34 protein-coding genes are annotated in these 25,845 nt (G+C 59.1%); 18 read left to right on the top strand and 16 right to left on the bottom strand.

Annotated elements, in window-relative coordinates; translation table 11 throughout:
* The 4 genes from fmt to speB all read left to right on the top strand — a co-directional run bounded on the left by fmt (position 1) and on the right by speB (position 2,286).
* Complete coding sequence (gene fmt / locus AC2FEE_RS16655) at positions 1 to 915, top strand: methionyl-tRNA formyltransferase (RefSeq protein ID WP_496866440.1); 915 nt, start codon at positions 1 to 3, stop codon at positions 913 to 915.
* A 5-nt stretch (positions 916 to 920) separates the two neighbouring features.
* Positions 921 to 1,157: a hypothetical protein gene (locus tag AC2FEE_RS16660; RefSeq protein WP_496866441.1), complete on the top strand. Its 237-nt coding sequence runs from the start codon at positions 921 to 923 to the stop codon at positions 1,155 to 1,157.
* 1 nt (position 1,158) lies between these two features.
* Complete coding sequence (locus AC2FEE_RS16665; protein WP_496866442.1) at positions 1,159 to 1,395, top strand: GlsB/YeaQ/YmgE family stress response membrane protein; 237 nt, start codon at positions 1,159 to 1,161, stop codon at positions 1,393 to 1,395.
* A 63-nt stretch (positions 1,396 to 1,458) separates the two neighbouring features.
* The gene (speB, locus tag AC2FEE_RS16670) at positions 1,459 to 2,286 is read left to right on the top strand and encodes an agmatinase (RefSeq protein WP_496866443.1); all 828 of its coding nucleotides are present in this window, start codon (positions 1,459 to 1,461) and stop codon (positions 2,284 to 2,286) included.
* On the opposite strand, the gene AC2FEE_RS16675 is transcribed toward speB, so the two are convergent.
* From AC2FEE_RS16675 to AC2FEE_RS16705, 7 genes are all read right to left on the bottom strand, one after another.
* Positions 2,283 to 2,885 carry a COG3904 family protein gene (locus AC2FEE_RS16675; RefSeq protein ID WP_496866444.1) on the bottom strand — a complete coding sequence of 201 codons (603 nt, stop codon included), beginning with the start codon at positions 2,883 to 2,885 and terminating at the stop codon, positions 2,283 to 2,285. The two genes, speB and AC2FEE_RS16675, sit on opposite strands and share 4 nt — an antisense overlap.
* A gap of 18 nt (positions 2,886 to 2,903) precedes the next feature.
* Complete coding sequence (locus tag AC2FEE_RS16680; protein ID WP_496866445.1) at positions 2,904 to 3,527, bottom strand: trimeric intracellular cation channel family protein; 624 nt, start codon at positions 3,525 to 3,527, stop codon at positions 2,904 to 2,906.
* Positions 3,524 to 3,991 carry a ribonuclease HI gene (gene rnhA / locus AC2FEE_RS16685; protein WP_496866446.1) on the bottom strand — a complete coding sequence of 156 codons (468 nt, stop codon included), beginning with the start codon at positions 3,989 to 3,991 and terminating at the stop codon, positions 3,524 to 3,526. The genes AC2FEE_RS16680 and rnhA overlap by 4 nt, the downstream gene beginning before the upstream one ends.
* The gene (locus AC2FEE_RS16690) at positions 3,984 to 4,568 is read right to left on the bottom strand and encodes a class I SAM-dependent methyltransferase (RefSeq protein WP_496866447.1); all 585 of its coding nucleotides are present in this window, start codon (positions 4,566 to 4,568) and stop codon (positions 3,984 to 3,986) included. The genes rnhA and AC2FEE_RS16690 overlap by 8 nt, the downstream gene beginning before the upstream one ends.
* Positions 4,565 to 5,017: a DUF3429 domain-containing protein gene (locus tag AC2FEE_RS16695; protein WP_496866448.1), complete on the bottom strand. Its 453-nt coding sequence runs from the start codon at positions 5,015 to 5,017 to the stop codon at positions 4,565 to 4,567. Before AC2FEE_RS16695 ends, AC2FEE_RS16690 begins: the two co-directional genes overlap by 4 nt.
* The gene (gene ispH, locus AC2FEE_RS16700) at positions 5,014 to 5,964 is read right to left on the bottom strand and encodes a 4-hydroxy-3-methylbut-2-enyl diphosphate reductase (RefSeq protein WP_496866449.1); all 951 of its coding nucleotides are present in this window, start codon (positions 5,962 to 5,964) and stop codon (positions 5,014 to 5,016) included. The genes AC2FEE_RS16695 and ispH overlap by 4 nt, the downstream gene beginning before the upstream one ends.
* Before the next feature lie 194 nt (positions 5,965 to 6,158).
* Positions 6,159 to 6,734: a LabA-like NYN domain-containing protein gene (locus tag AC2FEE_RS16705; RefSeq protein ID WP_058283597.1), complete on the bottom strand. Its 576-nt coding sequence runs from the start codon at positions 6,732 to 6,734 to the stop codon at positions 6,159 to 6,161.
* Between the two features lie 140 nt (positions 6,735 to 6,874).
* On the opposite strand from AC2FEE_RS16705, the gene folK reads away from it, so the two are divergent.
* From folK to rnc, 9 genes are all read left to right on the top strand, one after another.
* Positions 6,875 to 7,444 (top strand): 2-amino-4-hydroxy-6-hydroxymethyldihydropteridine diphosphokinase, encoded by a 570-nt coding sequence (folK, locus tag AC2FEE_RS16710; RefSeq protein ID WP_496866451.1) that lies wholly within the window; start codon positions 6,875 to 6,877, stop codon positions 7,442 to 7,444.
* 94 nt (positions 7,445 to 7,538) lie between these two features.
* On the top strand, positions 7,539 to 7,892 hold the full coding sequence (gene rpoZ, locus AC2FEE_RS16715) for a DNA-directed RNA polymerase subunit omega (RefSeq protein ID WP_170328321.1): 354 nt from the start codon (positions 7,539 to 7,541) through the stop codon (positions 7,890 to 7,892).
* A gap of 26 nt (positions 7,893 to 7,918) precedes the next feature.
* Positions 7,919 to 10,051: a RelA/SpoT family protein gene (locus AC2FEE_RS16720; RefSeq protein ID WP_496866453.1), complete on the top strand. Its 2,133-nt coding sequence runs from the start codon at positions 7,919 to 7,921 to the stop codon at positions 10,049 to 10,051.
* A gap of 16 nt (positions 10,052 to 10,067) precedes the next feature.
* Positions 10,068 to 10,766, top strand: a complete 699-nt coding sequence (locus AC2FEE_RS16725; protein ID WP_496866454.1) for a DUF2062 domain-containing protein — start codon at positions 10,068 to 10,070, stop codon at positions 10,764 to 10,766.
* Positions 10,759 to 11,505: a pyridoxine 5'-phosphate synthase gene (locus tag AC2FEE_RS16730; RefSeq protein WP_496866455.1), complete on the top strand. Its 747-nt coding sequence runs from the start codon at positions 10,759 to 10,761 to the stop codon at positions 11,503 to 11,505. Before AC2FEE_RS16725 ends, AC2FEE_RS16730 begins: the two co-directional genes overlap by 8 nt.
* Positions 11,506 to 11,651: 146 nt before the next feature.
* Positions 11,652 to 11,975, top strand: coding sequence for a hypothetical protein (locus AC2FEE_RS16735; RefSeq protein ID WP_496866456.1), 324 nt, complete (start codon positions 11,652 to 11,654; stop codon positions 11,973 to 11,975).
* On the top strand, positions 11,972 to 12,391 hold the full coding sequence (gene acpS / locus AC2FEE_RS16740) for a holo-ACP synthase (protein ID WP_496866457.1): 420 nt from the start codon (positions 11,972 to 11,974) through the stop codon (positions 12,389 to 12,391). The genes AC2FEE_RS16735 and acpS overlap by 4 nt, the downstream gene beginning before the upstream one ends.
* A gap of 56 nt (positions 12,392 to 12,447) precedes the next feature.
* Positions 12,448 to 13,287, top strand: a complete 840-nt coding sequence (lepB, locus tag AC2FEE_RS16745; protein WP_496866458.1) for a signal peptidase I — start codon at positions 12,448 to 12,450, stop codon at positions 13,285 to 13,287.
* Entirely contained in the window at positions 13,284 to 13,964 is a 681-nt protein-coding gene (gene rnc / locus AC2FEE_RS16750; RefSeq protein ID WP_496866488.1) for a ribonuclease III, read from the top strand. The genes lepB and rnc overlap by 4 nt, the downstream gene beginning before the upstream one ends.
* 124 nt (positions 13,965 to 14,088) lie before the next feature.
* Here rnc and AC2FEE_RS16755 read toward each other — a convergent pair whose 3' ends face one another.
* A complete protein-coding gene (locus AC2FEE_RS16755; RefSeq protein ID WP_496866459.1) occupies positions 14,089 to 15,465 on the bottom strand; it encodes a multicopper oxidase family protein in 1,377 nt (458 codons plus the stop codon).
* Between the two features lie 156 nt (positions 15,466 to 15,621).
* On the opposite strand from AC2FEE_RS16755, the gene era reads away from it, so the two are divergent.
* Together era and AC2FEE_RS16765 are read left to right on the top strand one after the other, a co-directional pair.
* Positions 15,622 to 16,530 carry a GTPase Era gene (era, locus tag AC2FEE_RS16760; protein ID WP_496866460.1) on the top strand — a complete coding sequence of 303 codons (909 nt, stop codon included), beginning with the start codon at positions 15,622 to 15,624 and terminating at the stop codon, positions 16,528 to 16,530.
* Positions 16,527 to 16,856, top strand: coding sequence for a DUF1491 family protein (locus AC2FEE_RS16765; protein WP_496866461.1), 330 nt, complete (start codon positions 16,527 to 16,529; stop codon positions 16,854 to 16,856). The genes era and AC2FEE_RS16765 overlap by 4 nt, the downstream gene beginning before the upstream one ends.
* A gap of 22 nt (positions 16,857 to 16,878) precedes the next feature.
* On the opposite strand, the gene AC2FEE_RS16770 is transcribed toward AC2FEE_RS16765, so the two are convergent.
* Positions 16,879 to 17,274 carry a VOC family protein gene (locus AC2FEE_RS16770; RefSeq protein WP_496866462.1) on the bottom strand — a complete coding sequence of 132 codons (396 nt, stop codon included), beginning with the start codon at positions 17,272 to 17,274 and terminating at the stop codon, positions 16,879 to 16,881.
* Positions 17,275 to 17,497: 223 nt separating this feature from the next.
* On the opposite strand from AC2FEE_RS16770, the gene recO reads away from it, so the two are divergent.
* Positions 17,498 to 18,223 (top strand): DNA repair protein RecO, encoded by a 726-nt coding sequence (recO, locus tag AC2FEE_RS16775; RefSeq protein WP_496866463.1) that lies wholly within the window; start codon positions 17,498 to 17,500, stop codon positions 18,221 to 18,223.
* On the opposite strand, the gene AC2FEE_RS16780 is transcribed toward recO, so the two are convergent.
* The 3 genes from AC2FEE_RS16780 to AC2FEE_RS16790 form a co-directional block, all read right to left on the bottom strand.
* Positions 18,207 to 18,599, bottom strand: coding sequence for an META domain-containing protein (locus tag AC2FEE_RS16780; protein WP_496866464.1), 393 nt, complete (start codon positions 18,597 to 18,599; stop codon positions 18,207 to 18,209). The two genes, recO and AC2FEE_RS16780, sit on opposite strands and share 17 nt — an antisense overlap.
* Positions 18,600 to 18,637: 38 nt before the next feature.
* Complete coding sequence (locus AC2FEE_RS16785) at positions 18,638 to 19,192, bottom strand: hypothetical protein (protein WP_496866489.1); 555 nt, start codon at positions 19,190 to 19,192, stop codon at positions 18,638 to 18,640.
* A gap of 160 nt (positions 19,193 to 19,352) precedes the next feature.
* Entirely contained in the window at positions 19,353 to 21,044 is a 1,692-nt protein-coding gene (locus AC2FEE_RS16790; RefSeq protein WP_496866465.1) for an acyl-CoA dehydrogenase family protein, read from the bottom strand.
* Between the two features lie 145 nt (positions 21,045 to 21,189).
* Here AC2FEE_RS16790 and AC2FEE_RS16795 point away from each other — a divergent pair, with 145 nt between their 5' ends.
* Positions 21,190 to 21,954 (top strand): sulfite exporter TauE/SafE family protein, encoded by a 765-nt coding sequence (locus AC2FEE_RS16795; RefSeq protein WP_496866466.1) that lies wholly within the window; start codon positions 21,190 to 21,192, stop codon positions 21,952 to 21,954.
* On the opposite strand, the gene AC2FEE_RS16800 is transcribed toward AC2FEE_RS16795, so the two are convergent.
* The 4 genes from AC2FEE_RS16800 to AC2FEE_RS16815 all read right to left on the bottom strand — a co-directional run bounded on the left by AC2FEE_RS16800 (position 21,951) and on the right by AC2FEE_RS16815 (position 24,884).
* Positions 21,951 to 22,502, bottom strand: coding sequence for a hypothetical protein (locus AC2FEE_RS16800; protein WP_496866467.1), 552 nt, complete (start codon positions 22,500 to 22,502; stop codon positions 21,951 to 21,953). The genes AC2FEE_RS16795 and AC2FEE_RS16800 overlap by 4 nt on opposite strands.
* 27 nt (positions 22,503 to 22,529) lie before the next feature.
* Positions 22,530 to 22,820 carry a hypothetical protein gene (locus AC2FEE_RS16805; protein WP_170328304.1) on the bottom strand — a complete coding sequence of 97 codons (291 nt, stop codon included), beginning with the start codon at positions 22,818 to 22,820 and terminating at the stop codon, positions 22,530 to 22,532.
* A gap of 362 nt (positions 22,821 to 23,182) precedes the next feature.
* Positions 23,183 to 24,781: a phosphoenolpyruvate carboxykinase gene (locus tag AC2FEE_RS16810; protein WP_496866468.1), complete on the bottom strand. Its 1,599-nt coding sequence runs from the start codon at positions 24,779 to 24,781 to the stop codon at positions 23,183 to 23,185.
* On the bottom strand, positions 24,762 to 24,884 hold the full coding sequence (locus AC2FEE_RS16815) for a hypothetical protein (protein ID WP_496866469.1): 123 nt from the start codon (positions 24,882 to 24,884) through the stop codon (positions 24,762 to 24,764). Before AC2FEE_RS16815 ends, AC2FEE_RS16810 begins: the two co-directional genes overlap by 20 nt.
* Before the next feature lie 244 nt (positions 24,885 to 25,128).
* Here AC2FEE_RS16815 and AC2FEE_RS16820 point away from each other — a divergent pair, with 244 nt between their 5' ends.
* Positions 25,129 to 25,833: a response regulator transcription factor gene (locus AC2FEE_RS16820; RefSeq protein ID WP_496866470.1), complete on the top strand. Its 705-nt coding sequence runs from the start codon at positions 25,129 to 25,131 to the stop codon at positions 25,831 to 25,833.
* Positions 25,834 to 25,845: the final 12 nt, after the last annotated feature.

Below are 25,845 nucleotides of genomic sequence, written 5' to 3' on the forward strand. Positions count from 1 at the left end.
ATGCGCGTTGTCTTCATGGGGACACCCGAATTCTCGGTTCCGGTTCTGGATGCGCTGGTCGAGGCTGGGCATGAGATTGCCGCCGTCTACTGTCAGCCTCCGCGCCCGGCGGGGCGAGGCAAGAAAGATCGCCCGACGCCCGTTCACGCACGGGCCGAGGCGCTGGGCCTGACCGTCCGCCACCCTGTTTCGCTGAAAGTTCCCGACGAGCAGGGCGCGTTTGCCGATCTGAACGCTGATGTGGCGGTGGTGGTGGCTTATGGACTGCTGCTGCCGCAACCCATTCTGGATGCGCCCACGCATGGCTGCCTGAATATCCACGCCAGCCTGTTACCGCGCTGGCGCGGGGCCGCGCCGATCCATCGCGCGATCATGGCGGGCGATGCGCAGACCGGCATTTGCATCATGCAGATGGAGGCCGGTCTGGACACCGGCCCCGTCCTGTTGCGGCAGGAAACCGACATCGGACCGCAGGAAACCACGGCGCAATTGCATGACCGGCTTGCGCCCATAGGGGCTGACCTGATCGTCGAGGCGTTGGCCTGTCTGCCTGAATTGAAGCCTGAACCTCAGCCCGCAGACGACGTGACCTATGCCTCGAAAATCGACAAGGCCGAGGCGCGGGTGAACTGGTCTCGCCCTGCCATTGAGGTTGATCGTCAGATCCGCGGCCTGTCGCCCTTTCCCGGTGCCTGGACCGAAATTACGGGTGACCGGGTCAAACTGCTGGCCTCGATACTGGCCGATGGGCAGGGCGCGCCCGGAGAGGTTCTGAACGACAGACTCCGCGTGGCCTGCGGCGAAGGGGCGATTGACCTGTTGCGCCTGCAGCGGGCAGGTAAGGGCGCACAGGATACGGAAACCTTTCTGCGGGGCTGGCCGGTTGCGCTCGGAACCCGCCTGAATTCGGAGTAAGCCAGATGTTCATGGTCCTGATGGGCACCGTCGTGATTGCCGGTATTGTAGGGTATCTGTCCGAGAAGACCGGGTTCACCCACAACGGATACCTGCCCTCGATCATCATTTGCGTGGGCGGTGCGTTCCTGTTCTATTTCGTGCGCATCATGTTCGGCATCAGCTTTGGCTCGCCCGGTCTGAACGCCGTTTTGTCATCCATCGGCGCGCTGATTATCGTGCCGACGCATTGGAGGAAGTAACGTGCCCGTCATTGCCCTGATCGTCATCGGTGCCGCCGCCGGGTTTCTGGCCACCCGGCTGATGCGGATCGAAGCGGATATTCCCACGACCATGCTGATCGGCATCGTGGGGGCGCTGGTGGGCGGTTTCCTTCTGCGCTCTCTGGTGGTGATGATGGGCTGGCTGTCGGGCTTTGTTGGCGCGGTGCTGGGTGCGCTACTGGTGATCTGGATTTGGCAGACCTATCTGCGTCGCTAGCCTCTTGACCATCGGGCAGGTTACCGGCCAGATCGCCGGAACGCTGAACCCGAAAGATACGCCATGTCATATGATCTGAACCCCGGTGACGTCGCCCTGATGGGCGTGCCGCTCGACCTGCACTCATCTTTTCTGCAGGGGCCAGCCTTTGCGCCCGGCCGCATTCGCGAGGCTCTGCATTCCGGTGCGGCCAATCTGACCGCCGAGGATGGCACTGATTTGGGCGCGACCGATCGTTTCAAGGACACTGGCGATCTGGATGTGTTTGAAATGGCGGGGCAGGAACCGATCGGCCGGATCGAAGCGGGAGCGGCTGCCCGCATCGCAACCGGTGCGCGGTTGTTGTCGCTGGGCGGTGATCATTCGGTGGCTTATCCGCTGATCAAGGCACATGCCGAGCGGTATGAGGGGCTGAACATCCTGCATATCGACTCGCATCCGGACCTGTATGACAGTCAGCAGATCGGCCCACTGGGCCATGGCTGTCCCTTCGCACGGGTGATGGAGACCTGTCAGATCAATCGTCTGGTTCAGGTTGGCATTCGCACGATGAACAAGCATCAGCAGGAGCAGGCAGACAAATTCGGGGTCGAGGTGATCGACATGCAAAACTGGCGCTCCGATCTTGAGATCAGCTTTGACGGTCCGGTCTATCTGTCGCTGGATCTGGACGCGCTGGACCCGGCCTTTGCACCGGGCGTGTCGCATCATGAACCCGGCGGGCTCAGCACCCGAGAGGTGATCAACCTGATCCACCGTTTCAAAGGCCAATTGGTGGGCGCCGATATTGTCGAGCTGAACCCGCACCGCGACCCCTACGGGATGACGGCGATGGTGGCGGCGAAGTTTGTCAAGGAAATCGGCGCGCGGCTGCTGTCGAGCCGAGCTTAGCGTTCGTCGCAGACAGCGGGCGATCCAAGGCGTGGGGCTCTGCCGGTGGTCAAGTCGTATTGATCGGCTTCGGCGGCGGTCATCCAGTGCATCCCGTCGGCGGGCGCGGCGTCCAGCGTGTACCAGTAGAACGCACCGTCAACGCCGATATCCTCGTAATAGTCGAGATAACGGTCATGCTCGGGGTCATCTTCGGGGATTGCGGTGGCGACGATGTTCCAGCCGCCCCAGCTGTGGACTCCAACACAGGCCCCGGGTTCCAGAACGCGCCGGTTGCCCGCCAGAAACAGGTCTGTCCCGCCCGAGGCGACCATTCCGTCCGAGGGCACAACCGTATCAAAACCCAGTTCGCGCACAGCACGAGAGAAGACGACGTTGGCATCTTCATCCACTGACCCTTCGATGTATTGCAGCACCAGGGTTTTGATCTGGGGGTTCTGCTGAGCAACTTCCTGAAATGCGGTCAACGTTGTGTCGTCGATTGTGCCCATAACCACAATTGCATTCCCTTGCGCCTCAAAACGGATCGGCTCGTATTGCTCCGTGCAGGCACTCAGAAGCACGAAGCCAGATACGACGAAAATCAGCGGCTTTTTCATTTTCGGGATCGGTCTTCCTCAACAACGCGGCGGGCGGCTTTTGTAGACTGGAAGTTGCCAGCCAAACAGCAGCGACCCGGCCCGTAAAGCCCAGCAGATCATCGCGCAGGCGGCAAGGGCAACAAGCTCATCAAACCCAAGACGGTTTGCTACTACAGCGGTCAAAGCCCCTGCAAATGCGCACGACACATACAGTTCGCCCTGTTTCAGGACCAGCGGCACCTCGTTACAGACCACGTCGCGCATCAACCCGCCCAGACAGCCTGTGGAAATGCCCATCAACACGACAATCACGCCCGAATGACCCAGCGACAGCGCGGCACCGGTACCGGCAGCCACCGCGATGGACAGGGCGAAACTGTCCAGCCAGACCAGCCAGTTGTATCGGCTTTCGACCAGATGGGCGGTAAAGAACACCAGAACTGCCGCAGCGACGGCGATGAGGATATAGTCGGGTTGCCCGACCCAGAAAATCGGATGCCGGTTCAGCAGCAGGTCACGCACTGTGCCGCCGCCTACCGCCGTCAGGCAGGCAATGAAGGCAAACCCCACCAGATCCAGCTGCGCCCGGCTGGCCACCAGCGCACCAGTCAGGCCAAAAACCAGAACCGAGGCATAGTCCAGCAGGGCCAGCCCGCTCACGTCTGTTCCTTTTTCGGCTTGAACGGGGCCATGCCCGCGCGGGCCAGCTCATCGGCTTTTTCGTTTTCAGGGTGACCCGCGTGACCCTTGACCCATTCCCATGTCACGTCGTGGCGGGTCTGCGCTTCATCCAGCCGCTGCCACAGATCGACATTCTTGACCGGTTTTTTGTTCGAGGTCTTCCAGCCGTTCCGCTTCCATCCGAATATCCAGCCGGTGACTCCGTTTTTCACATAGGCGCTGTCCGTGACGACGGTGATTTTTGACGCCCGCTCCAGCGTTTCCAGCGCGTTGATCGCGGCCAGCAATTCCATTCGGTTGTTGGTGGTCTCGGCCTCGCCGCCCTTCAGCTGGCGCTCTTTCAGGACTTTGTCGCCATCGACCGCGCGCAGCAGCACGCCCCAGCCGCCGGGACCCGGATTGCCGGAACAGGCGCCGTCGGTATAGGCAAACAGCTCAGGCATGGGCCAGTACCAGAATGAACCCGTCATAAGATCCGGCCAGGCCAGTGCCCATGCCGGTGGTGATCCGGTCGATAGTGAAATCAGCTTGCTCCAGAGCCTCTTCGATCTCGGTCTGCGAGAAATAAGTGTAGTAGCGATCCAGGTCGTCGCGATGTTCACCCGTGCCCAGTTTCAGGCCGAGGAAAAAGATACCCTGGGGTTTCAGTGCTCGGTGTATTGCTGACAGATGGCGGGGGAAATCCGCGCGTGGGGCGTGCAGCAGGGAAAAGCTGGCATAGATACCGTCATACTCGGTCTCTTCGGTCACATCGTCAAACGTGCCCAGATGCGCATCGACACCGTTTCCGCGGGCGTGCTCGACAAAGGCTGGGGTCGCGTCCAGTGCCCGGACCGTTAGCCCCTCGCGCATGAAAAAACCGCTGTCCGCCCCGGGGCCTGCGCCCAGATCCAAAATGTAGCCAGAACCTACCGCTTCGGCAAAGGCCATGCGGGATTCGATCTGTTCCGGGGGCAGCGGGATCTGAAGATAATCGGCCACGCGGGTCGTATAGGCGTTGATCGTTCTTTCGTCGGTCACAGGTAAACTCCCACGGCAAGGCAGGCCAGTACGATGGCGGTCAGCGTCACGCGCAGCCGCAACCACCAGGTTGGGGTCAGGCGCCAATAGGCAAAGAGGGCGTCCAGAACCAGCACCCCGGCAAACCCATACATCAGGTTGGTGCCGGTACTGACCGGGCCGCCTCCAGTTTTGAAGAATGCCCACAGCGCGGGCAGAACGGACAGCAGATAGCAGGTCGCCGCTTTGCTGCCCGAGGTCTTGGTGGCGAACCCCCACAGGACACCCGACATAAAGCTGAGGATCACCGAACCGTAGAACAGTTGCACATACGGCCCGACGAACCGCGACCCAAGCGCCTGTGTTCCCCAGGCGTGCAGATCATCGTTCAGATAAGTCAGCGCGCCCCAGAGGAATGGTATCAGCCCGGCCAGCCCCAGGATCAGCGGGGCTCTTGGAATGCCCCTCATGCGGGTTGCCTCAGGATCCGGGGGACTTTGAATTCGACGTTCTCGACGGCGGTTTCGACCAATTCTACGGTCACGTCGAAATGATCCCGGAAGGCGTCGATCACTTCGTTGACCAGCACTTCGGGGGCCGAAGCGCCCGCAGTGACGGCAACGGAAGAGATGCCTTCAAGCGCCCGCCAGTCGATATCGGTCGCGCGTTGTACCAGTTGCGCATAGTCGCACCCGGCGCGCGAGGCGACCTCTACCAAGCGGCGCGAGTTCGACGAGTTCGGCGCGCCGACAACCAGCAGAGCATCCGATTTCGGGGCCACGGCCTTCACCGCCTCCTGCCGGTTGGTGGTGGCGTAGCAGATGTCTTCCTTGTGCGGGCCGACGATGGCCGGGAACCGGACCTCGAGTGCGGAAACAATATCCTTGGTGTCATCCACCGACAGGGTGGTCTGTGTGACATAGGCCAGCTTGTCCGGGTTGCGCACCTGCACTGCGGCCACGTCTCCGACGGTTTCGACCAGCAAGACTTCACCATCGGGCAATTGACCCATGGTGCCAACTGTCTCGGGGTGTCCCTTGTGGCCGATCATGATCATCTGCAGCCCGGCTTCGGCGTGGCGCTGGGCCTCGACATGAACTTTGGATACCAGCGGGCAGGTAGCGTCGACATAGATCATCTCGCGCTGGGCGGCCGTGGCGGGCACGGATTTCGGTACGCCATGGGCGGAGAAGATCACAGGCCGGTCATCGGGGCATTCGTCCAGCTCCTCAACAAACACGGCACCCTGCGCGCGCAGCCCGTCGACGACGAATTTGTTGTGCACGATCTCATGGCGCACATAGACAGGAGCCCCCCATTTCTGCAGCGCCATTTCGACGATCTTGATGGCCCGGTCCACACCGGCGCAAAAGCCACGCGGGGCGGCAAGGTAAAGGATCAGAGGGGGCTTGGTCATGTCACGGTCTCCATAGGCCACAGGTAAGTCTTTTCCCGGCCCTGGTCCAGACGCCAACTTGTCATTTGCTTGACATGTTCAGGTGCTAGCCAACAGGTGATTTCAGCACCTGTACATAGTTAAAAAAGCGCGGCCAGGTTTTCAGAACCTGACCGCGCCTTTTTCTTTCCCCGGTTTGGTGAGTGGTCGGGGTTTTACTGTCCGCCGGCGGCAGCAACGCTACGCGGCTCCATCGGCATTTCACGCGGAGGCCGCCCGATCACGTCGCGCAGGTCTTCCAGTTCGATAAAGTTATCGGCCTGACGACGCAGCTCGTCCGAAATCATCGGCGGCTGACTGCGAATGGTCGATACGACCGACACGCGCACGCCCTGACGCTGCAGGCTGGCAATCAGCGGGCGGAAATCCCCATCGCCCGAGAACAGCACGATATGATCGACGCGCGGCGCCAGTTCCATGGCATCGACGGTCAGTTCGATATCCATGTTTCCTTTGACTTTCCGACGCCCCATGCTGTCGGTGTATTCTTTTGCCGGTTTTGTCACCATGGTGAAGCCGTTGTAATGCAGCCAGTCAACCAGAGGACGGATCGGCGAATACTCGTCATTTTCAAGCAGCGCTGTGTAATAGAAGGCACGAAGCATCTTGCCGCGGCGCATGAACTCCTGGCGCAGCAATTTGTAGTCGATGTCAAATCCCAGTGCTTTAGCGGCCGCATAAAGATTCGAGCCGTCGATGAACAGCGCTAGCCGTTCGTCTTTATAAAACATAAATAGTTCCTTCCGGTACAAACCAGCGACACCGAGTGGTAGGTGAGTGAGCTAGAATAAATGCGGCACGCTGATACACCTATAATTAGGGCATTTGATGTGTATCGCAAGCATGCAATTCGCCGGATATTGGGAGTCTTATGAGCATTTTTTCAACTGAAGCGGTTATTGCGCTGGGTGGAAATCTCAGTTTGAGAGAATTAGAGCCCAACGTGACACTTAAAAAGGGAATTGACGCGATCTCGCGTCATGGCGTGGTGATTCGCACTGTCAGCCGCTTTTTTGAGACCCCGTGTTTCCCACCTGGCGCAGGGCCGGATTACGTGAACGCAGCCGCCCTGATCGAGACCGACAAGACCCCGAGCGAACTGTTACAGGTGCTGCATGAGGTCGAGCATGAATTCGGCCGCGAGCGGGTGCAGCGTTGGGGAATGCGCACGCTGGATTTGGATCTGGTCTGCTACGGCGATTTGATTCTGCCGGATCTCACCGTGTTTGACCGGTGGCGTGCGCTGCCGCCCGAGGCGCAGACACAGCAAACTCCCGATCAACTCATTCTGCCGCATCCACGCTTGCAGGATCGCGCCTTCGTGTTGGTTCCTATGGCGGATGTGACCCCTGACTGGCGTCATCCGGTGCTGGGGCTGACCGTCACCGAGATGCTGGCAGAGCTGCGTGCCGAGGATATTGCGGCGGTGACGCCCCTGTGAATGATGCATTTGCGGCATTTCTTGCTTGTCAAGGCAGGGATTCGCGCTTAGATAAACGTCTTCCTGACATGGATTCAGTAACGGAGAGCGCCCCATGGCCCGCGTGACGGTTGAAGATTGCGTAGACAAGGTTCCGAACCGGTTCGAGCTAGTAATGCTTGCCGCCCATCGTGCGCGCGAGATTTCCGCCGGTGCATCGATCACCGTCGACCGTGACAACGACAAGAATCCTGTTGTGTCGCTGCGCGAGATCGCCGATGAAACCCAGAGCGCCGATGAACTGCGCGAGCGGCTGATCGAGGCGAACCAGACTCAGATCGAGGTGGACGAGCCCGAAGAAGATCAGATGGCTCTGCTGATGGGCGCAGAATCGGACAAGCCAGCCGAGGACGACATGTCGGAAGAGAAGCTGCTGCGCGCTCTGATGGAGGCTCAAGGCCAGGGGTAATCCCCAAAGACAAAGGTGCGGACCGGATGATTTCTGCTGACGACCTGATTGCGCTGGTCCGCAACTACAACCCCAAAACCAATGCTGACCGCATCGCCCGAGCCTATGAGTTCGGGCAGCAGATGCACGAAGGGCAGTTTCGCCATTCCGGCGAGCCCTATTTTTCCCATCCCGTAGCCGTTGCCGCCATCCTGACCGAACAGCGTCTGGATGATGCGACCATAATTACAGCGCTGCTGCACGACACAATCGAGGACACCAAGGCCAACTACAGCAAGGTGTCCGAGTTGTTCGGCGATGAGGTTGCCAAGCTGGTAGATGGCGTCACCAAACTGACCAATCTGCAACTCTCCAGCCGCGAAACCAAGCAGGCCGAGAACTTCCGCAAGCTGTTCATGGCCATGTCCAAGGACTTGCGGGTTATTTTGGTCAAACTGGCCGACCGTCTGCACAATATGCGTACGATCAAGGCGATGCGCCCCGAAAAACAGATCGTCAAAGCGCGCGAGACGATGGATATCTACGCGCCGCTTGCGGGCCGGATGGGGATGCAGTGGATGCGTGAGGAGTTGGAAGACCTCGCCTTTCGTGTTCTGAACCCCGAAGGCCGCCAATCGATCATTCGTCGCTTTATCACTCTGCAGCGCGAAACGGGCGACGTGATCCACCGGATCACCGGTGACATGCGCCACGAATTGGAAAAAGCGGGTATCGATGCCGAAGTGTTTGGCCGCGCCAAGAAACCCTATTCGATCTGGCGCAAGATGCAGGAAAAGGATCAGGGCTTCTCGCGCCTGTCCGATATCTACGGTTTCCGTATCATTACCCAGACCGAGGAAGACTGCTATCGCACCCTTGGCGCGATCCACCAGCGCTGGCGCGCGGTGCCGGGGCGGTTCAAGGATTACATCAGTCAGCCGAAATCGAACGGGTATCGCTCTATCCACACAACGGTTTCTGGCCGTGACGGTAAACGGGTCGAGGTTCAAATCCGCACCCGCCAGATGCATGACGTGGCCGAAACCGGGGTTGCGGCGCATTGGTCCTATCGCGATGGTGTGCGCTCAGAAAACCCGTTTGCGGTCGATCCGGCGAAGTGGATCGCCAATCTGACCGAACAATTCGACAGCGAGGAGGATCACGAGGATTTCCTCGAAGCCGTCAAGCTCGAGATGTATTCGGACCAGGTGTTCTGCTTCACACCCAAAGGCGATGTGGTGAAGCTGCCGCGTGGTGCAACACCGATTGATTTTGCCTATGCCATCCACACCCGGATCGGCCACGCCTGCGTGGGCGCCAAGGTCGATGGCATCCGTGTGCCGCTTTGGACCCGGATCAAGAATGGGCAATCTGTGGACATCATCACCGCAGATGGCCAGACCCCTCAAGTCACGTGGCTTGAGATCGCGGTCACAGGCAAGGCTCGCACATCCATTCGCCGCGCCTTGCGAGAGGTCGACCGCGAACGGTTCATCAAGCTGGGCAAGGAACTGGCGCGTTCGGGTTTTGACCACGTGGGTCGCAAGGCCACAGACAAGGCGCTGGACACTGCGGCGAAACACCTGCGCCTGAAAGACCGGCACGAGCTGCTGGCCCGTCTCGGCAGTGCCGAGCTAACGGCACATGATGTGGTCAGTGCGGTCTATCCGGAACTGACGCAGGACGAGGGCGACGCAATCTCGCCGCGTCGCGCGGTGATTGGTCTGGAGCCGGGGCAAAAATTCGAACGTGCGCCGTGCTGTCAGCCTCTGCCGGGTGAACGCATCGTCGGTATCACCTACCGCGGCAGGGGCGTGGTCGTGCATGCCATCGATTGCGACCGCCTGTCCGAATTCGAAAGCGAGCCCGACCGTTGGGTCGACCTGCACTGGCACTCTGGAACGCACCCGGCCGTCTATGGCGTGACGCTGGATCTGACCATCGGCAATGACGCAGGGGTTTTGGGGCGCATTTGCACATTGATCGGCGAGAAAAAGGCCAATATCTCGAACCTCGAATTCGTTGATCGCAAACCGGATTTTTATCGTCTGCTGATCAGTGCCGAACTGCGCGACCTAGAGCAGCTGCATTCGCTGATGCTGATGCTTGAGGCTGAAAGCGACGTTGCCTCGGTCGAACGGCATCGGGATCGGGAAAAAACCGCGGTTGCGGCTGGTTGAGAAGGGGTGATCAGGAGTGGTTTTCAAGCGCCGAGACCGACGCTCGCCCATTCAGATCGCCTCGGAGTTCGTCTATCCGCGCGGTGGGTGGACCCGGGCCTTTCACTATGTCAAACACCGCATAAGGCGCCTGCCGGATTCGCCTGAACGTATCGCGCGCGGTGTTGGTGCGGGCGTGTTCACCGCGTTCACGCCGTTTTATGGCTTCCACTTCGTTATCGCGGCCCTGATCAGCCGTCTGATCAACGGCAACTTTCTGGCTTCGCTCAGCGGCACATTCTTCGGTAACCCTCTGACCTATGTGCCCATCGGGGTCGTTTGTCTGCAGACCGGAAACTACCTGCTGGGCGACGATTTTGACGAAGGCGAGACCCACGGCCTGATGGATAGCTTTTTTAAGGCGCTAGGCGACCTTAAGAACAACTTCATGGCGATGTTCACAGACCGAGTTGCCGACTGGCGCGGCCTTGCCGTGTTTTACGACGAAGTGTTCTTTCCCTATCTGATCGGGGGCATCTTGCCGGGGCTTCTGGCAGGGTTCATCTGTTACTACCTCAGCCTGCCGGTGGTTCGGACGTATCAGCAGCGCCGCCGCGCCCGGATCAAGGCGAAGTTCGATGAAATCAAACGGCTGGCCGAAACTGAGCTGGCCGCGCCGATTGCAACTCCTGTAGGCTCGGACCGGAGCACGGAAAAGGATACAAACGATGTCTGAAAACAACCTGCGCCTAGGTGTGAATATCGACCACGTAGCCACAGTGCGCAACGCCCGCGGCGGTGCTTATCCCGACCCGCTGCGCGCCGCCAAACTGGCCGAAGAAGCTGGAGCGGACGGCATTACCGCCCACCTGCGTGAGGACCGCCGTCATATCTCGGACGCTGATATTGATGGGCTGATGGAGATTCTGTCGGTACCGCTGAACTTTGAAATGGCCGCTACGCCCGAGATGCAACAGATCGCCCTGCGTCATAAACCGCACGCAGTCTGCATCGTTCCCGAAAAGCGCGAGGAACGCACTACAGAAGGCGGGCTTGAGGTCGCACGCGAGGAAAACAAGCTGGCCCACTATATCGCACCTCTGCGCAAGGCGGGGTGTCGTGTGTCCATTTTCATCGCCGCTGATCAGCGCCAGATCGAAGCCGCCCATCGTATCGGCGCCGAGGTGATCGAATTGCACACCGGTGCCTATTGCGATGCCCATGCCGAGGGTCGCATGGACGAGGCCGCGCGCGAACTTGAAAGCCTGCGTGAAATGTCAGTCTTTGCTCACTCGCTGGGGCTTGAGGTCCACGCCGGCCACGGCCTGACTTATGACACGGTACAACCCGTTGCAGCCTTTCCCGAGGTGCGTGAGCTGAATATCGGTCACTTTCTTATCGGCGAGTCGATATTTCGCGGCCTCACTCCGGCAATTGCCGAGATGCGCCGATTGATGGATGAGGCGCGGGCATAATGGCTCGAGAGATTCCTGCTCCCACGACAGAAACTACTGTAAGGCTTGACCACGTTACTTACGTGGCTCTCGTCTTTGCGGTTTTGATAGCCTTTTCCATCGTCAGGCGCGTGCTGGAATTCGATTTGCCGTTTCCGCTCATGCCCATGAGCTTCGCACTCGTAGCGGCAGCGTTCTTTTATGGGGTGTGGTCCGGTCGGAGTGGCAAGCACTGCGACCCGTCCTTCAAAAGCTGGGTCATTGCCAGAAAAATGGTTCTGACCGGGCTGTGCATCGTTCTGGGACTTTTCCTGTTCCAGGTTTTCGTGTTGGGTCTGTGGACTCTGATGGCTGACGAAACAGGGCTGATACGATATGCCGTGCAGATCGTTGTTGTCGGTTTCGCCTCATTCGTTCTGTGCCGATTTGCCTTCATGCTTGGCGTCAAAAAGGGTTTTGCGAAGTATTTGAAGAAGAAACAAAGCGCATGATTTTGGGTATCGGCACGGACCTTGCGAATATTGACCGCATTCAGGGCACACTCGACCGGTTCGGCGACAGGTTCCGCAATCGCGTTTTCACCGACACCGAACAGGGCAAGGCCGAGCGTCGCGCCGACACTGCAGGGACCTATGCCAAACGCTGGGCCGCGAAAGAGGCCTGTTCCAAGGCGCTGGGCACCGGTCTGCGCATGGGAATCGCGTGGAAGGATATGGCGGTCACCAACCTGCGTACGGGACAGCCGGTCATGCACGTCACCGGCTGGGCCGCCGAACGGCTGAAAGAGATGACACCCGAAGGGCATGAGGCGATCATCCACGTTACCCTGACTGATGATCATCCCTGGGCGCAGGCCTTCGTGGTGATCGAAGCGCGGCCGCTTCAAGATCATGGCGCGCAGCCTTGACTTGCCCCCTTTGGCCCCGCATGTAGCACCCAACAACACAAGGACCGGAGAGCAGTATGGCCGAGGAAGTCAAAACCGGAAATCCCGTATGGGAGACGATTAAAACCATCGTCTACGCCCTGCTGATTGCAGGCGTTTTCCGCACTCTGTTCTTCCAGCCGTTCTGGATTCCCTCGGGGTCAATGAAGCAGACCCTGCTGATCGGGGACTTCCTGTTCGTCAACAAGATGGCCTATGGGTATTCTTACGCGTCCTGCCCCAGTCTGATCATCCCTCGAATCGGCCTGAATATCGACGCCGAGGATATCTGTGGTTGGATGCAGGGTGACGAGAATTCCCGAATTCTGGGCGGAGAGCCCGAGCGTGGTGATGTTATCGTTTTTCGCCACCCTGCCACCGGCCGCGACTATATCAAACGCCTGATCGGCCTGCCGGGTGACCGTATCCAGATCCGTGACGGCCAGATCATTCTGAACGGCACGCCGGTTCCGCAAAAACCCGATGGCGTCTTCACCGAAACCGCCGCTCCGCAAGGTCCGCAACGCCTGCGCCCGCGCTGTGAAAACGGACCGGTGGGCGTTGGCGGCGATTGCGAAAAGTCCCGTTCGATTGAAACCCTCCCCAACGGCGTCACTTATGATGTGTTGAATATCGGTAATCAGGCGTCCGACAATACCGGCATCTATACCGTGCCCGAAGAACACTATTTCTTCATGGGCGACAACCGCGACAATTCCAGCGACAGCCGGCTGCCGCTTTCTGCCGGCGGGGTGGGCTATGTGCCGTATGAAAACTTGATCGGTCGGGCCGACCGGATCATGTTCTCGTCCGCAGGCCGGTCGATGCTGTTTTTCTGGACATGGCGCGGCGACCGGTTCTTCAAGGCGGTCAATTGAAGCTTTCGGCCGAAATAAAAGCGTTTCAGCAGCGTTTGGGGTATGAATTCACCAATCCCGAATTGCTGGTGCGTGCGTTGACGCATGGATCCGTTTCCTCGACCACCCGGCCCGACAACCAGCGGCTGGAGTTCCTGGGCGACCGGGTTCTGGGTCTGGTCATGGCCACCGCGCTGCTTGAGGCCGACAAGAAAGCGACTGAAGGCCAACTCGCCCCCCGTTTCAACGCTCTGGTCCGTAAAGAGGCTTGCGCCGACGTCGCCCGTCAAATTGATCTGGGCGGGGTGCTGAAACTGGGCCGGTCCGAGATGCTGTCCGGCGGACGCCGCAAACAGGCCCTGCTGGGCGATGCGATGGAGGCCGTCATCGCTGCGATCTACCGCGACGCTGGGTTTGAGGCCGCGCGAGATGTGATCCTGGCGCTTTGGGGGGATCGCATTCACACGGTCGAGGCGGATGCCCGTGATGCCAAGACCTCACTGCAGGAATGGGCGCAGGCGCGGGGGCAGAAACCGCCCAGCTATGTCGAGATAAAACGCAGCGGGCCGGACCACGCACCCGTATTTACCATCGCCGCCCGCTTGCAGGACGGGACCGAGGCACAGGCAACCGCGGGATCAAAACGTCAGGCCGAACAGGCCGCGGCAAAGACCTTGCTTGAAAGCCTGTCGAAGTAACCGCCCCAGTATGCCACAGGGTCTTTCTTCATCTGGCTAAACATGCCTGGGAGGTGAGCTCGGACGAAAACCGAGCGAGCGGGCTGGCCCCTTGCCGGTCGGATTGGCGCAGCCAATTTGAGACTCAGACCACCCGAATGAACCCGGTCAGCCCGGTTTTCTGATGCTCAATCACATGACAATGGAACGCCCAGTCCCCGGGGTTGTCCGCAACCAGAGCGATATCCACGACCTCATCCTTCAGCAGCAACATTGTGTCTGTCTTCAGCGGCGGTAAGCTGCGCAGGTTTGACTTGATGGGCACAAAGACCAGCCCGTGCAAATGGATCGGGTGTAGGTTCGGCGACTCGTTACGCAGACGCAGGACATAGCTTTTACCCATCTCCAGCGTCGCCAGCGGGCCAACCCCCTGCGCCGCGTCACCGGGCCATGGTTTCCGGTTGATCGACCAGAAATTATAGCCCAGCGAACCACAGAACCCGTTGGTTGGTTCACCACCCTCGGGCGTCCAGCCGAAGACGAATTCGTGCAGCTCAGCCTTGCTCAGGTCGGGTTTGGCCACCGGGTTGACGGGCAAGGGGCGTAACTCGTTCAGATCGCGTGCCGCGGACGCCCCGACTGCCCTCAAATGGGTCATCGCCCTATGCTGTTGGCCCGGGAATTTCGCCATCAGGTCAACGGTCTGTCCTTCACCCATCGGCATCTGCACCGCAAAATCCACTCTCTGTCCGGGGCCAACCAGCAGAGGGGCTTCGGCGTTGGGCATTGGCACCACAACCTCGACCGGATGACCGTCCCAAGCGATGATCCGGGCCTCTGCACCGTCCAGATGCACCTTGTAGATGCGGGTCGTGTCCGTGTTGACCACCCGCAGCCGTACCAGACCGCCAGCCGTGTGGTCATAGACCGGGCTGTTCAGCCAATTCGCTGTTTGTACATTGCCGAATGTACCGGCCCGCGCCGCCCCACGCGCCGTGTAAGCAGGCAGGAAGGAGCCGTCATCATCCAGCCTGAAATCGCGCAGGTTGACCACCTGCTCGCTGTCGAACCCGGGGTTTTCGGCCTCGGCAATTACCATCACGCCGGTCAATCCATGAGCCATTTGTTCCATCGTCATGCAATGGGGGTGGTACCAATAGGTGCCCGCGTCCGGAGGTGTGAATTCATAGTCGAACAGTTCACCCGGCCCGATCGGCATCTGGGTCAGATACGGCACCCCGTCCATGCTGTTGGGAATACGTAAACCATGCCAGTGCATCGCCGTGTAATCGGGCAGAGAATTGCGCACCGGCAGGCGCATCGCCTCACCCTGTTTGCCGTAGAGAACAGGAGGCGGTGCGTCCGCCGACAGGCTGATCATGCCCGTGGTCACGTGATCACTCAGAAGAAAGCTGGCGGGTTGGACAACCAGTTCCTGCGCGCCCGCGGCCAGTCCGAAGCCACCCAAGCCCAACGCACCGGCGGCGGCTCCGCTGCCGAAAAGAAACTCGCGACGTTTCATTGTTGCCTCTCAGAAGAAGAATTGCCTGGCTGGATCTGGCGCGGCGTGATGTGGTCCTGCCACCTTAGCTGCATGACCGCAATGCGACAAATCCCTCTGGTCCAAAGGACCTTTCTGCTATAGGGGTGCGCACTTGCAAACAGGATCGCATAACACATGACCACACGCGCCGGATTTATCGCCCTGATCGGAGAGCCCAACGCAGGCAAATCCACCCTTCTGAACCGCATGGTCGGAGCCAAGGTCTCGATCGTGACGCATAAGGTGCAGACCACCCGCGCCCGTATTCGCGGCGTGGCGATGGAGGGCGACGCGCAGCTGGTCTTCGTCGACACGCCCGGCCTGTTCAAACCGCGCCGCCGACTGGACCGCGCCATGGTTGCCGCCGCCTGGGGTGGTGCCGCGGATGCTGATATCGTTGTGTTGATGGTCGAAGCGCATCGCGGCATCACCGAAGGGGTGGAACGTATCCTCGAAGGTCTGGAAGAGATCGGGCAGGGCCGAACCGTCGCACTGGCGATCAACAAGATCGACAAGGTACCCTCCGAAAAACTGCTGGCGCTGACAAGCGATCTGAACGCGCGCTACCCCTTTGCCGAGACCTTCATGATCTCAGCCGAAAAGGGCCACGGCGTCGACGATTTGCGCAAATGGCTCGCCTCGAAGCTGCCCGAAGGTCCCTGGCTCTACCCCGAAGACCAGATCGCCGATCTGCCCCTGCGGATGATTGCGGCTGAAATGACGCGTGAGAAACTTACCCTGCGCCTGCATCAGGAACTGCCTTATCAGCTGACCGTCGAAACCGAGAGTTGGGAAGAACGCAAGGATGGCTCGGCCAAGATTGATCAGATAATCTATGTCATGCGCGATGGCCACAAGGGCATCGTTCTGGGCAAACGCGGTGAGACGATCAAAGCCGTGAGCCAGTCTGCACGGGCTGAGTTGGAAGAGTTCCTCGACCGCAAGGTTCACCTGTTCCTGCAGGTCAAAGTCCGGCCCAACTGGTTGGAGGAATCCGAGCGTTACTCGGAAATGGGTCTGGATTTCAAAGACGGCAACGCATGACACGCCTGACGGCTGACTTCTGGGTCCATGCCTATCTGGCACGACTTCGCTTTCAGGAGATACCGGCCTTTGTCGTGGCCCATGGCGACGACACGGCGGGCGCGGTACTAGTCAAGCTGAACACGCTGGACGGTCAGGCGGTCGCGTTCCAACGCAGTTTTGACCTGATGAGCGGTGAGCGGAAATGGGTGGAACTGTCCTCTGGCTCCGAGGCGGATGTGGACACCGCCATCGGGCGCCAGCGCAGCTTCGACCCCGACCTTTGGGTTATCGAGGTCGAGGACCGGCAAGGGCGGCATTTGCTGGGTGAAGACGGGTTGGAGTGAGGTACACGGCAGCCGGGTTCACTTACACCTGACCGTTTTCACCAAGAAAAACAAAACTCATTTTGTTTCCGCCAGGGTCGCGGGCGTATGCACCATAGAAGTTTGGGCCATATTGGGGGCGAGGCCCTGGGTCGCCTTCGTTTGTACCGCCATTGGCAAGTGCAGTTGCATGCGCGTCTCGAACTTCGGCTTCGCTCTGGCACAACAAACCAACCATGTTACCGTTTCCGACTGTTGCGGCTTCTTGATTGAATGGCGTTGCGACCCACATGCTTCCGCCGCCGCGCAGTTCATAACAGACTGCGTGTGGCATGTATTCAGCAATGACTTTGCCGCCGATTTGGGGCACGACCGCGTCATAGTAGGCGCGGGCGTTAGTGACATCGTTTGAACCGATCATTACGTAGTTCAGTGACATTTTTAGAATCCTAAAATTGAGAACATAAGGGGAACATTATTGTGTGTCTTAGTCGCATGCAATGTGTTTCTGCCGTGTTGCATGAACGTCCTTCAAACGCAAATGAGCTCGGTGTTCGGCAAATTGCCGTTAGTGTTTGTGCACCTCAGCCGGTTTGTATCTTGCGCGCGCAACTGCCTTAAGATTTTCTGCACACTGATCTAATGACTCAACGGAGCCAAATTTGGACTGGCGCGATCACGGGATACTTCTGACCTCTCGCCGCCATGGTGAGACGGCTGCGATCATCGAGGTCTTTACGGAAGGCCACGGCCGCCATGCCGGGGTCGTGCGCGGCGGAACCAGCCGTAAGATTGCGCCAATCCTGCAGCCCGGCGCGCAGCTGGATGTGCTGTGGCGCGCGCGGCTTGAAGAGCATATCGGTACATTCCAGGTCGAACCCCTGCGGTCGCGAGCGGCGGCGGCGTTTTCAGGGCGGTTGGCGCTGGCCGGGTTGAATGCAGTGGTGTCATTGTTGTCCTTCTGCTTGCCCGAACGGGAACCGCACCCGGCGTTTTACAAGCAGAGCGAACAACTGATGGACCTGTTGGGTCAGGACGAAATCTGGCCTCTGGCTTATCTGCGCTGGGAACTAGCGCTGCTTGAGGAATTGGGCTTCGGTCTGGACCTGTCCTCCTGCGCGGCGACAGGGGCAACTGACGGGTTGGTTTATGTCTCACCCAAAACCGGTCGTGCCGTCAGTGCCGACGGGGCCGGGGAATGGGCGGACAGGTTGTTACCCTTGCCACCCTGCTTAAACGGGCAAGGAGCCGCGCCGGATACCGAAATCGCCGAGGCGTTGCGGACGACCGGGTATTTTTTGGAACACAGGGTTGCGCCCTCGCTGGGTCACCATCCGCTGCCCGAGGCGCGGGCGCGGTTTGTGGATCAGTTTACTCGACGGCTGTGAACACCATCTCGTGCCCATCTTCGTTGCTCAGGATCAGCACATCACCTGATACCTCGGATTGAGTCATGGCCATGAGGGCGGCGAAGTAGAAGCCCTCGTCCTCAAGCCCGGCGCATGCGGCGCGGGTGGCGGCCAAATCCGCGATCTCGAACCAGGGGTAGGGCGCGTTCAGTGTGCCGCTGTAGCTATTACAGGGCGCGTTGCCTTCGATCCTGCCTTTCTCGGGAAAGCGCAGCAGGGCGCTGGCCTCGAATGGTTTACCGTCAATCTCTTGCAGCGCCCATGTGCGGTCCGCCGCGCCATAGGCGGCAACCGTCTCATCCTTGTCGCATTGGAACAGGGCGAGCAGGGGCAGGGTCAGGATCAGGCGTGTCATGGGTCGGTCTTAGCTCAACAGGACAGCCGACGAAACCGCTAGTAAGGGAGTTCGCCGCTTATCAACTCCTCCCGTACGTCCAGACGGGGTCGCCAGTTGTACCTGGTGTCCTCTCGCACGGGTGCCCAGGTCAGCGCGCCACTTGCGCGCCACGGATCAAGGATGATCCCGTCATACATCGAGTCCCCTTTGGCGCTGATCAGACCCGAGTGGTGGATGATCCGAAATTCTGTCGGCGGAGATGTGGCCCAGTGCAGGTCCAATGTACGGAAGTTTTCCTGCTGCAGGCGCGTGGTCATGGCTTGCGCCCAGTCATTGCACAGACCCTTTTCGCGAAAGCCGTTGATGACTTTGGCGTTGTGAATGATGGCCGCGTCGGTGACGTTCCACTCCTGCTTCAACTGTTGCGAGTAGGTATAAGCGATTGTGGCGGCCTGTTGCGCCTCGGCCGGGTCGACCTTTGGGTCGAGGGATTGAATGGCCTGTGCAAGATCGTCGATATCGTTTTGTGTGGTGGTCGGCTGTGTCTTGGCGCAGCCGCCCAGAGCGAGGGCTGCAAGGACCGCCCAAAGTGCGAAGAATCGTCTGGTCATACCGAGTGCCGTTCTTTTTGAAACGCAGAGTGCTCTAACCGGGTTGCCGCCTGAGATCAAAGGGGAAGTTCATGCGTCGGCGGATCACAACCGCCGCCAAACAGAAAAAGACCCGGCGCAAAGGCCGGGCCAGTTGGGGAAACAGGAATGCCGAGAAAGATCAGCCCAGCAAACGCCGCGCGATGACCTGTGCCTGAATTTCGGCAGCCCCTTCGAAAATGTTCAGAATGCGCGCATCGCACAGGACGCGGCTGATCTTGTATTCCAGCGCAAAGCCATTGCCGCCGTGGATCTGCAGACCGTTATCCGCAGCCGCCCATGCCACGCGCGCGCCCAGCAGCTTGGCCATCCCGGCCTCAAGGTCGCAACGCTGGCCGTGATCCTTCTCCCAGGCCGAGAAATAGGTCAGTTGTCGCGCGATCATGATCTCAACCGCCATCATCGCCAGTTTGCCAGAGACGCGGGGGAAGTTGATCAGAGATTTGCCGAACTGCTTACGATCCTGCGCGTACTGCATGGCGATATCCAGCGCGCTTTGCGCCACACCGATGGCGCGGGCGGCGGTCTGGATGCGGGCGCTCTCGAAGGTTTCCATAAGCTGTTTGAAGCCTTTGCCTTCTTCACCACCCAACAGGTTCTCGCCCTTGACCTTGAAGCCATCAAAGCCCAGCTCGTATTCCTTCATGCCGCGATAGCCCAGAACCTCAATCTCGCCGCCGGTCATACCGGGGGTGGGGAAAGGGTTCTCGTCCGTGCCGGGTGTCTTTTTGGCCAAAAACATGGACAGGCCGCGGTGGTCGGTGGTGTCGGGGTTGGTGCGGGCCAGCAAAGTCATCACGTGGGTCCGAGCCGCGTGGGTGATCCATGTCTTGTTACCGGTGATCTCGTAATCGCCTTCCGCGTTTTTGACCGCGCGGGTGCGCAGGCTGCCAAGGTCCGATCCGGTGTTCGGTTCGGTGAACACTGCGGTCGGCAGGATTTCCGCGCTGGCCAGTTTCGGCAGCCAGTTGGCTTTCTGCTCGTCAGTGCCGCCTGCGATGATCAACTCGGCCGCGATCTCGGAGCGGGTGCCAAGCGAGCCGACGCCGATATAGCCGCGCGACAACTCTTCCGAAACCACGCACATCGACGCCTTCGACAGGCCAAACCCGCCGAATTCCTCGGGGATGGTCAGGCCGAATACACCCATCTCGGCCAGTTCCTCGATGATTTCGATCGGGATCAGTTCGTCCTTGAGGTGCCAGTCATGGGCGTTCGGCTCGACCTTTTCCTGCGCATAACGGCGGAACTGATCGCGGATCATTTCCAGTTCCTCGTCCAGACCGGATGCGCCGAACATTGTGGCGCCGGCCTGGTCTTCCATCAGCGCGACCAGACGCGTACGGGCGGCCTGGGAGTTTGCCTTCGCCATCAACGTCTGCACTTCGGTGCACTGGAAACCGGACAGCGCGTCCCAGCCAAGGCCCATATCCTGCAGGCGCACAACCTCGCCCTGGTTCATAGGGATGCCGCCTGCGACCTGATGCAGGTATTCACCAAAGGCGATCTGGTGCAGCAGCTGCTCCATCTCACCGAACTTGCCGTCCGCTTCCAGCGCCTCGGCCCAGCGTTGCATCTGTTGCAGAGACTGGTTGTACGTCGCGAGCCAGGCCAGACCATGCGCGGCGGTCTGGTTCGCCTCGATCAGCGCGCCAGAGACACGGCCATCTTGGATGACCATCTCACGAACCGTTTCGCGGGCGCGCTCAAACACGGTTTCAACCGCAGGCAGGGCCGCACGGGTCAGCGTCAGAAGCTCGGGCAAAATCGCGGATGTTGTCATCTGGGTCATATCCTGTCCGTCATGGGCCATGAATCAGGTCCTTTTTTGGTGTCGTCCGGTCATATCATGCTGCACGTGCAGCGCAACAAAAATACGTGAAGTGCGGCTAAAAAGTTCGAAAATTGCTTTGACGATTTTGCAGTGCAGCACACGCCAAGAGTGATATCACGGGCGTATGACCCTGTTTTCGTTGCTCACTCCGCAAGATCTGATGTTGGCCCTGGTCGTCGCCTTTGTAGCGGGGTGGGTCAAGGGCATGGTCGGGTTTGCCATGCCAATGGTTCTGGTGTCCGGGCTCAGCATGTTCCTGCCGCCCGATCTGGCAATTGCCGGGCTGATCCTGCCGACGCTGGTGACCAACAGCGTTCAGGCCCTGCGCGAGGGCGTGCCTGCCGCTGTCTCGGCAATCAAACAATTCCGGTTCTTTCTGGTGGCCGGGCTTGTGTTCCTGCTGCTCGGCGCTCAGTTGGTCAGCGCCGTGCCCGCCCGAACCTTTTTGCTCATGATCGGCATTCCGGTCACGTTCTTCGCGCTGATTCAGGTGCTGGGGGTAAAACTGTCCCTGGGTAAACCGTCTGCGCGGATCGAGGTTGGGATCGGCGCGGTTGCCGGGTTTGTCGGCGGGATGTCGGGCATCTGGGGGCCGCCGACCGTTGCCTATTTGACTGCACTGAACACACCCAAAGTAATGCAGATGCGCGTGCAGGGGGTGATCTACGGTTTAGGGGCGGTGGCGCTGATGCTGGCGCATCTGGGCTCCGGCATTCTGCGGGCCGAGACGGTGCCGTTTTCGGCAGTGCTGATCCTCCCGGCGTTAATCGGGATGTGGATCGGGTTGGGGTTGCAGTCGCGCATCGATCAGGCGGTGTTTCGCAAGGTGACTCTGCTGGTTTTGCTGGTCGCGGGCGTAAATCTTTTGCGGCGCGGACTGCTCGGCTAGCTGTGGCGGTCGGCAAACCGGAAGGTGAAGTACAAACCCAGCATCAGGAAAAACAGACCCGAGATATCTCCGATCAGAAAGGCGACGTATTCTACGCGCGCGCTGCCAAAGGCCAGGTTGGTCAAGCCGGAGACAAGGAAGGACGTGACAATCCCGACACCCATGACGCAGGACCAGCAGGGATTGCGGTCTGGCCGGGGAAACAAATCCCATCCGACCCATTTGAACAGGTAAAACACCGCTGGCACCGTTGTGACGGCAATTACGATTGCCATCAACCGGCTTGGGAGAAACACATCACTGCCGCCGAGAAAGGCGAAGACCAGAAAGACGCCGGGCAGCAGGGCAAAGATCGCCCGCCAACCCAATAGCCACGCCGACAGAACCCGCACCCCGTGTGGAAGGAAAAGCAAACTGGCCCGACTTGGGTATTCCGGAAAGAACACATTCTGAAGCGGCATCAGAACCTGGAATGTAAGGTACGAAGCCACGATATATGCCAGCGAGGCACAGAATGTGTCCGTCGCCCACCTGCGCACGTCGATCATCAGCTACCTGTGCGCAGGTTTAAGGCATCACTTGGGGGCATGAACGATATACCGGCCCCGGTTGGCGCTGCCGCTTTGAGACAGGTAACCTTTTTGCACCAAGGATTTCAGCGCACGAAAGAACGTCGGGCGCGAGACGCTTTGAACAAGAGTGTGCTCGATCAATCCGAAGGTGCGCACCTCTTCGTCGGATTTGGACAGCTCTTCGGCGGCGTAGTAAATGTCGCGCTCAACCGGAGACAGTTGCTCTAGCCCCAGTGTCCGTTCCATGCTTTGCATCAGCTTGCGCAATTCGGTCAGTTTCGAGATTTCAGTCATATTCTACCCATCGTTTAAAGTGCCATCAGCCGCAGTTCCGCGACACCGTTTTACAAGCTGAGTTGAGTGAATTCAGCGCGTCTCACCTTGACACTTTTCCCCTTTGTAATACAGTACGTATCTGATTAGGTTGCTCAATTTGCTGATGTGATCGTCTGCTCGAGCCACCCCAAGGTCTTTTCAAGTTAGGTCCGGTGCAGAATTGCGCCGGGCTTTTTCGTCATAATGACTTCATCAATTACCTCATGAAACGTTCTCGGGCAACGCATTTGCAACCGTGTTGTGCATAATGCAACCTAAGGGAGATATCATCTTAGCGGGGTGTCCAAAGAAAAGGGGGCGAAACCGCCCCCTTTTCTGGATTAGCCGATTGCGACGGCTTTGATATCTTCGTCGATGAAGGGCAGGTACTGTTCGAAATTCTCGGCGAACATCTGCACCAGCTTTTCCGCCTGTTTGTCGAAAGCGGCCTGATCGTCCCAAGTGCGGCGTGGGTCCAGCAGAACCTCGGCCACGCCAGGCACCGATACAGGCACGTCAAAGCCGAAATTGGCGTCCTTGCGGAATTCGGCGTCGCGCAGCGACCCGTCCAGCGCCGCAGTCAGGAGGGCACGGGTTGCCTTGATCGGCATCCGCGAGCCAACGCCATAAGCGCCGCCGGTCCAGCCAGTGTTCACCAGCCAGCAGGTTGCGCCATGCTGGGCGATCTTGTCGCGTAGCAGGTTGCCATACGCCTCAGGCCGACGTGGCATGAAGGGCGCGCCGAAGCAGGTCGAGAAGGTGGGCTGCGGTTCGGTGACGCCCCGCTCGGTTCCGGCGACCTTCGAAGTGAAGCCCGACAGGAAGTGGTACATCGCCTGCGCCGGGGTCAGCCGTGCGATCGGAGGCAGAACACCAAATGCATCACAGGTCAGCATGATGATGTTCTTGGGGTGACCGCCAAGAGCGCTGCTTGAGGCGTTCGAGATGTATTCCAACGGATAGGCGCATCGCATGTTCGCGGTCAGCGAGTCATCGTCGAAATCCAATTCCTTGGTTTCGGGATCGAAGACCATGTTCTCGATCACTGTGCCGAACTTGCTGGTGGTCGCGTAGATTTCCGGCTCGGCCTCGGCGTTCAGGTTGATCGTCTTGGCATAGCAGCCGCCTTCGAAGTTGAAGGTACCGCGATCCGACCAGCCATGTTCGTCGTCGCCGATCAGGGTGCGCGACGGATCGGCCGACAGGGTGGTCTTACCGGTGCCCGAAAGACCAAAGAACACCGCAGTGTCGACCGGATTGCCAACGGCGTGGTTGGCCGAGCAGTGCATCGGCATCACGCCTTTTTCCGGCAGCATGTAGTTCAGCAGGGTAAATACGGACTTCTTGTTCTCACCCGCGTATTCGGTGCCGCCGATCAGGATCATCTTGCGGTCAAAGTTCAGCGCGATCACTGTCTCGCTGCGGCAGTTGTGCTTGGCCGGGTCGGCCTGAAAACTGGGGCAGTTGATGATGGTGAAATCGGCGATAAAATCGTTCAGATCTTCACGATCCGGACGGCGCAACAGGTGGCGAATGAACAGGTTGTGCCAGGCCAACTCGGTGACCATGCGCACGTTAATCGAATAGGCCGGGTCGGCGCCGCCAACGAGGTCTTGCACAAAGTAGTCGCGGCCTTTCATGTGGGCCAGCATGTCTTCGTACAGCGCGTCAAAGCCCTCGGTGCTCATCGCGGCGTTGTTTTCCCACCAGATGCTGTCGGCGATGCTGTCGGTCTTGACGACGTGCTTGTCCTTGGGAGAGCGGCCGGTGAACTTGCCGGTTGTGACCAGAAAGGCCCCGCCATTGCCAAGTGTGCCTTCGCCGCGCTTCAGTGCCTCTTCGATCAGCGCCGGTTCCATGAAGTTGTAATAGACATTTCCCAGACCCTCGATGCCCTGATCTTCGAGGCGGAATTGCGGGTTAACCCGTCCAGATGTCATGTGTGTCTTCTCCTGTGGCGGCGCTGCGACGGTTGGGCCACGTGCGCTCTTGGGGCAGTGTGCCGGCAAAGTCCGGCGGCTGGGCGCCTCTTATCACGGTCATTTGGGGCATGAACAGGTAGGTTTGGCGTAGTTAGCGCAACCAAGCAAAGGTTTAGCGCCATCACGATTTTTCTGTCCAATGACAAGGCGCTTTTCTGAGCGGTTTAACGGCTTTTTTGCCGCAACTGTGTGACAAGAAACGAGCGATTCGCAGATACGGATTGATTCGCGGCCGCAAAATCGACAAAGATGCCTTACTAATAAGCGAAATATTGCGTGAGTGAGCAGGAATAGGGGTAATCCCGATGTCAAAGATTGCACTAGTGGACGACGACAGGAACATTCTGACGTCCGTGTCCATGACACTTGAAGCCGAAGGATTCGAGGTCGAAACCTATAATGACGGGCAAGCGGCCCTGGATGCATTCAATAAAAAACTGCCCGATATGGCCGTGCTGGATATAAAGATGCCACGGATGGATGGCATGGACCTGCTGCAACGGCTGCGGCAGAAAACCCAGATGCCAGTTATTTTTCTGACCTCGAAAGATGATGAGATCGACGAGGTACTGGGTTTGCGCATGGGCGCAGATGACTATGTGAAAAAGCCGTTCTCACAGCGTTTGCTAGTCGAACGCATTCGCGCGCTGCTGCGCCGACAAGAGGCGAATTCAGGCGATATCACCAATGCCAATACTGGCGACACTAAGGTGATGGAGCGGGGTGAACTGCGAATGGATCCGTTGCGCCATGCGGTCAGTTGGAAGGGAGCGGAAGTCTCTCTGACTGTGACCGAGTTCCTGCTGCTTCAGGCGCTTGCGCAGCGTCCGGGTTTCGTCAAGAGCCGCGATCAGTTGATGGACGTTGCCTATGACGATCAGGTTTATGTAGATGACCGGACCATCGACAGTCATATCAAACGGCTGCGTAAAAAGATGCGGGCGGCGGACCCCGAGTTTTCGGCCATCGAAACGCTGTATGGCATCGGGTACAGGTATAACGAAGAATAAGCGTAGCCGCTG

It is taken from the genome of Ruegeria sp. YTSC199 (assembly GCF_059609725.1).